This window comes from uncultured Clostridium sp. (assembly GCF_963527835.1).
In the GTDB taxonomy this organism is placed as follows: Bacteria; Bacillota; Clostridia; order Clostridiales; family Clostridiaceae; genus Clostridium.
In genome coordinates, this window is record NZ_CAURTC010000011.1 from 84,164 (window position 1) to 91,191 (window position 7,028).

Annotated in this window: 5 protein-coding genes; all 5 read right to left on the reverse strand. The window is 31.1% G+C overall.

What is annotated here, in order from left to right; genetic code table 11:
- The gene (locus RYM86_RS07960) at positions 1-1,254 is read right to left on the reverse strand and encodes an NAD(P)/FAD-dependent oxidoreductase (RefSeq protein ID WP_315079361.1); all 1,254 of its coding nucleotides are present in this window, start codon (positions 1,252-1,254) and stop codon (positions 1-3) included.
- 12 nt (positions 1,255-1,266) lie between these two features.
- Positions 1,267-2,697: an NAD(P)/FAD-dependent oxidoreductase gene (locus RYM86_RS07965; RefSeq protein WP_315079364.1), complete on the reverse strand. Its 1,431-nt coding sequence runs from the start codon at positions 2,695-2,697 to the stop codon at positions 1,267-1,269.
- A gap of 150 nt (positions 2,698-2,847) precedes the next feature.
- Positions 2,848-4,344 carry a glycerol kinase GlpK gene (glpK, locus tag RYM86_RS07970; protein ID WP_315079365.1) on the reverse strand — a complete coding sequence of 499 codons (1,497 nt, stop codon included), beginning with the start codon at positions 4,342-4,344 and terminating at the stop codon, positions 2,848-2,850.
- 96 nt (positions 4,345-4,440) lie between these two features.
- Positions 4,441-5,001, reverse strand: coding sequence for a glycerol-3-phosphate responsive antiterminator (locus RYM86_RS07975; protein WP_315079367.1), 561 nt, complete (start codon positions 4,999-5,001; stop codon positions 4,441-4,443).
- A gap of 481 nt (positions 5,002-5,482) precedes the next feature.
- On the reverse strand, positions 5,483-6,784 hold the full coding sequence (locus RYM86_RS07980; protein WP_315079369.1) for a homoserine dehydrogenase: 1,302 nt from the start codon (positions 6,782-6,784) through the stop codon (positions 5,483-5,485).
- Between the last annotated feature and the right edge of the window lie 244 nt (positions 6,785-7,028).

Below are 7,028 nucleotides of genomic sequence, written 5' to 3' on the forward strand. Positions count from 1 at the left end.
TTATTCACCATCCTCTAATGATATTGTAATATCACCTTTAACTTTTTCTAATAAAGGCTTACTTAAAATAACCTTTTCCATTTCTGATGGTGCTAAGTGAGTTCTCTTAAACTTAGCAATTTCTTCACCATTACATCTTACAACTAAAGCCTTATTATGATAAATGTTATTAACTCTCATGAATACAGTTAATTTATCGTCTACTGCTTCTACATCAAGTTTTTGAGGTACTGTATAATTAATATTTTGTCCATTAATTATATTTACATAACTACCTTTTTTAAGTTCTTTTTTAATGTATTTAGCAGCTGCTTGTCCAGCATGTTTTGACTCTTGAGTAACAAAGTCAACTAAGTCATGAACATGCACTACGTTACCACAAGCAAATATTCCATCCATTGAAGTTTCCATGTTTTCTGTTACTATTAAACCATTAGTTCTGTTATCTTTTTGAATACCAGCATTTGTTGATAATTCATTTTCTGGTATAAGACCTACTGATAATAATAATGTATCAACAGTAAATTCTTTTTCAGTTCCTTTAATTGGTTTTCTATCTGGACCAACTTCAGCGATTACAACTTTTTCTACTCTTGTATCTCCTACTATATCAATTATAGTGTGTGATAAATATAGAGGAATATCATAATCATTTAAACATTGAACAATGTTTCTGTTTAATCCATTAGAGTATGGACATAATTCAACAACAGCTTTAACTTTAGCACCTTCAAGTGTCATTCTTCTAGCCATTATTAATCCGATATCTCCAGATCCAAGTATTAATACTTCTTTACCTGGCATATATCCTTCCATGTTTATATATCTTTGAGCAGCACCTGCTGTAAATACGCCTGCTGGTCTATCTCCAGGAGTGTTTATAGCTCCTCTAGTTCTTTCTCTACAACCCATTGCAAGAATTACTGCATCTGTCTTTAAAGTCATGTAACCTTCTTCAGAATTCATTGCATGTACAGTTTTATCTTCGTCTATATTTAATACCATTGTATCTAATTTAACTTCTACATTTGTATCTTGTAGCATATCGATAAATCTGCTAGCGTATTCAGGACCTGTTAACTCTTCTTTGAAAGTATGAAGCCCAAATCCGTTATGTATGCATTGATTTAGGATTCCTCCAAGTTCTTTGTCTCTTTCTAAGATTAATATATTCTTGATTCCATTAGTATATGCTTCGTGTGCTGCTGCAAGTCCTGCTGGACCTCCACCAATTACTATTAATTCATAACTCATAATTAAAGCCTCCTACTTAGTTTTTCCTGTTAAAATGTAAGAACCGTCTTTTTCTTGTACTACTTCTTCTAATTTAACACCACATTCTCTTGCTATTATTTCTTGAACTCTTGGTCCACAGAATCCACCTTGGCATCTTCCCATTCCTGGTCTACATCTTCTCTTAACACCATCTAGAGAAAGTGTTCCAAATGATTTCTTTATAGAATCAACTATTTCACCTTCAGTGATACTTTCACATCTACAGATCATTCTACCGTATTGTGGGTTTTTCTTAATCATTTCAGCTTTTTCTTCAGCTGATAATTCCATAAAGTGAACTTGATGTCTCTTAGCTATGAAGTTATCTTTCTTAGTTAATTGAAGACCTGCATTTCCTAAGATTTCTACTACTGCTTCAGCTACAGCTGGTGCAGAAGTTAATCCTGGTGATTTCATACCAGCAGCATCAACAAATCCTTTAACTTCATCATTTTCTTCAACTATGAAGTCTCCTGTACTTGGTGTTGCTCTTAATCCTGCAAAGTTTCTTATACTTTCTCTGAAATTAATCTTTGTAGTAGTATGCATAGCAGATTCTCTTATAGCATCTAGTCCTTCGCCATTTGTTCCTAAATCTGTTTTATCTTCGATATCTATAGCATCTGGTCCTATGATAAGGTTACCATGTATTGTTGGACTAACTAATATACCTTTACCCATCTTAGAAGGACAAGGGAATATTGTATGAGATACTATTTTACCTTGAGATTTATCCATTACATAATATTCACCAGTTCTTGGAGTAATATTAAATGTTTCTTTACAGATCATATTGTGTACTTTATCTGCGAAAAGACCAGCAGCATTTACTATGTATTTAGCTTCTATCTTTTCTCCATCAGTAGTTTCTATTGTAAAGATTCCATTTTCTTTTTTGATTGAAGAAACTTCTTTTTTAAGTTTAATTTCTCCACCATTAGTTACACCGTTTTCACATAATGCAATTGTAAATTCAAATGGTCCTACTATTCCACCAGTTGGTGCATATAAAGCTCCATGAACTTCATCTGTAAGATTTGGTTCCATTTTTAATAATTCTTCTTTATCTATAACTCTTAGGTTTCTAACACCTATTTTAGTACCATTTTCACAAAGTTCTTTTACTGTTTGCATTTCTTCATCTGAATGAGCTACAACTAATGAACCATTTCTTTTAAATGGAACGTCTAACTCTTTACAAAGATCTTCATACATTTCATTTCCTTTTACGTTGTACTTAGCCATTAAAGTACCTATCTTTGGATCAAATCCAGCATGTACTATTGCTGAATTAGCCTTTGTAGTACCCATTGATACATCCTTTTCTTTCTCTAAAACAGCTACTTTTAAGTTATATTTAGTTAATTCTCTAAATATAGAAGCTCCAATGACACCAGCTCCAATTATTGCTACATCATACATATTTTATCCTCCTTTTATATAACAAAAAAGCCAATCACAAACACAAATTACAAATAAGAAGTAATCTGCCTTTGTGCTTGACTCTAATTCTCTAAGCACTTTTTATTTACTTTATATTTATATTATAACATAAATGTTTAGGTTTGTCTACTATTCTGCCCAACCTTTAACTCTTGAAACTGCATTTTTCCATCCTTTGTTTAGCTTTTCTCTCTTAGCGCTTTCAAAAGTTGGTCCATAGCTCTTACTAATAGCCCATTTAGTTGCAATTTCTTCTTTAGATTCCCAGAATCCAACTGCAAGACCTGCTAAGTAAGCAGCTCCTAATGCTGTAGTTTCAGTGATGATTGGTCTAAGAACTTTAGTGTTTGAAATATCTGCTTGGAATTGCATTAATAAATCATTTCTACTAGCTCCCCCATCAACTCTAAGTGATGCTAATTTGCATCCAGCATCTTCTGCCATAGCAGTTAATAAATCATTAGTTTGATAAGCTATTGATTCTAATGCTGCTCTAATTATATGATTTCTATTAGCTCCTCTAGTTAATCCAAAGATAGCTCCTCTAGCATACATATCCCAATATGGTGCTCCTAGTCCAACGAATGCTGGTACTACATAAACTCCACCATTATCTTCTACTTTTTTTGCAAAGTATTCTGAATCTGCTGCATCATGAATGAATTGAAGTTCATCTCTTATCCATTGAATTACAGCTCCACCTACGAATACTGAACCTTCTAAAGCATATTCAACTTTATCGTTTATACCAACAGCAATTGTAGTTACAAGACCATTTTTACTAAGAACCATATCTTCACCAGTGTTCATAAGTAAGAAACATCCAGTTCCGTAAGTGTTTTTAGCACTACCTTTTTCGAAACAAGTTTGTCCAAATAATGCACATTGTTGGTCTCCTGCCATACCAGATATTGGAACTCTAACACCACCAACACCGCCAAGATTAGTATGTCCATAAACTTCTGAAGAATTCTTAACTTCTGGTAACATAGAAGTTGGTATTCCTAATTTATTGATGATTTTTTCATCCCATCTTAATTCTTTTATATTATATAGCATAGTTCTAGAAGCATTAGTGTAGTCGGTTACATGAACCTTACCATTTGTTAGCTTCCAAACTAGCCATGTATCAACTGTACCAAATAATAAATCGCCTTTTTCAGCTTTTTCTCTTGCACCTTCAACATTATCTAAAATCCATTTGATTTTAGTTCCTGAGAAGTAAGCATCTAATAATAATCCGGTATTTGCTTTTACATATTCAGCAAATTCTTCGTCTTTCTTTAATTCATCTACTATACCAGCAGTTCTTCTACATTGCCATACTATAGCATTGTAAACCGGTTCACCTGTATTTTTATCCCATACTATTGTAGTTTCTCTTTGATTTGTTATACCTATAGCTGATATTTCATCAGCAGTAATGTTAGTCTTTGCTAATACTTCTTGAAGTACTCCATATTGGCTTGACCATATTTCTAGTGGATTATGTTCTACCCAACCTTCATGTGGATATATTTGTGTAAACTCTTTTTGGCTTACACCTACTATATTTTGTTCCTTGTCGAAAATAATAGCTCTTGAACTTGTAGTTCCTTGATCTAACGCTACAATATATTTACCCATTTAATTCACCAATCCTCTCAATAAATAAATAAATTTTATAAATAAAGTCACATAAAGTTTTTTTCTTTATAAGACTATACTAACTAAATCTAAAGTCTACATATTCCATATTTCATTTCTAGTTGTTGAGACACATGTTGCACCTGAACTTAGGGCTAACATAACATCTTCCTTAGTTTCAATAAGACCGCCTGCAACAACCGGTGCATTTGATTTTTTTGAGATAATTTCTATAACTTTTGGAATAACTCCTGGTAATACTTCTAATGCATCGCAATCTACTACTAAATGATTTTCCGCATTCTTTAATGATAGCGTATCAAATATAAATACTCTTTGTATTGCTACTAATCCATAATTTTTTGCTATCTTTACTACCTGAGGTTTTGTACTAATAATTCCTTTAAATTTAGTTTCTTGTTTTAAGAACTTTATAACAACTTCTCTATTCGTAAAACCTTCTACTAAATCAATGTGAATCACGCCTACTTTACCTTTGGAAACTATTAATTCACTAATTGCTTTAATGTTCATTACGTCTCCAAATAATACAAAAATTATTTCAGCTGAGGATTCTAATGCTACGTTTAATTGCTTCATATCTTTTACTGCTGCTATTATTGGATTTTCTTCTAGTAATTCTTTAATATTATTCATTGTTCACCCTCTATACAAACGTTTTCTTTGATATTTTTATTATTACACACTTGCATAAACTTGTCAAGATTGTTATTTTTTTAACTTTGTTGATATCACTCGCTCTATATCTATTCTTATGCCTATTCACTCTTCTTTATTGATAAATTGTTAATTAAAAAATTTTTTTAAAGAAGTGAGATTTACAATTTATAATAAGTATTATTTTTATCATTCTTTCATTTATATGTTCTTAAAACATAACCTTTATTTAAAAAGAACAAAATCGCCAAGGCGACTTTAGAGCCGTCGATTTTTTTAGCCATGCACCCTTTCCAAACGCAGTGCAGGAATAATGGTGCGGCATATGATTATTTTTTATTCTTTAGAGATACTCATCATACCTTTAAAACACGGTATTCTAGAAATTATCCACAGATTTAATATTTTTATAATTTCCTAAAGAATAAAAAAACCAGCAATATAAAGCTGGTTTTTTAATCTACTCTTTAAAATCCTCTATTCTTATTATATTATCTATTTTATTTACAGAGCTTAGATTAGATATTTCATTGCAAGAACTATATATTTGAGCTTGAGTTGTCTTGTGTGTAACTAAAACTATCGTTACTTGACCTTTTTCATTTTCTTCACCTTTTTGAATAACTGATCTTAAACTAACATTATGTTTCCCTAAAATAGCAGTTATTTCTCCTAAGACTCCTGATTCATCTAATACAGTTGCTCTAATATAAAATTTACTTTCAACATCTTTAATATCCGATATTTCTCTATCCCACAAATTATTTTTTACCACTGAATTATAATTTTCTAAATCAACATTACTTCTTAACATAGAAATAACATCACTGACTACGGCACTACCTGTTGGTAAATCGCCTGCCCCTCTACCATAAAACATTAAATCACCAACTGCATTTCCCTTTACAAATACAGCATTAAATGAATCATATACATTAGCTAGTGGATGTTTTTTAGGTATCATAGTTGGATGAACTCTTAATTCAAGCTTTCCATTCACTTCTTTTACAATTGCAAGCAATTTAATAACCATTTTAAATTCTTTTGCATATTCCATATCTATAGGATTTATATTAGTTATTCCTTCTCTATAAACATTATCTACATCAATTTTTGTTCCAAATGCTAATGATGAAAGTATTGCTAATTTATATTGAGCATCATAACCATCTATATCAGATGTAGGATCGGCTTCTGCATAACCTTTTTTCTGTGCTTCCTTTAAAGCTTCATCAAATCCAAATCCATCACATTCCATTTTAGTTAAAATATAATTTGTAGTACCATTTATAATTCCATATAATTCTTTTATTTTGTTTGCAGTCAAACTTTCATCTATACCGTTTATTATTGGAATTCCGCCCGCCACACTTGCCTCATATTTAAACATTACTCCATTGCTATCAGCATTTTCAAAAAGTTCATCTCCATGCGTGGCAATTAGCATCTTATTTGCTGTTACAATATGTTTTCCTGCATTCATACACTTTATCATATATTCTTTAGCTGGATCTATTCCACCCATAATTTCAAGTACTATTTTAATAGAATCATCTTTTAATATTTCATCAAAATGTGTAGTTATGAGTTCTTCCGAAACTTCCACCCCTCTTGCTTTACTTGTATCTCTTACAAGAATTTTAGCAATTTCAACTTCATAACCTGAACGTTTCATTATTTCCTCTTTATTAGAATTTAAAATCATACAAACACCACGACCAACATTCCCCAATCCTAGTAGTGCTATTCTAACTTTTTTCATTTTTATTCCCCCTTATTGCATATAATTGCTAATAATACTATTCTCTTTCATTATATTATAATGTTTCTATGTAACTTTTACCATATGATTTTTATTTTTTATATTATTAGGAAAAGCATACGGTTTAATATATAACATATTTAATTTGTCTAAATATAATTTATAAATTTATATGAAGTTAATAAATTATAACAATCGAGTAGGAGCTAAATAATTATTTTATTTAGCGTCCTCTCACACCACC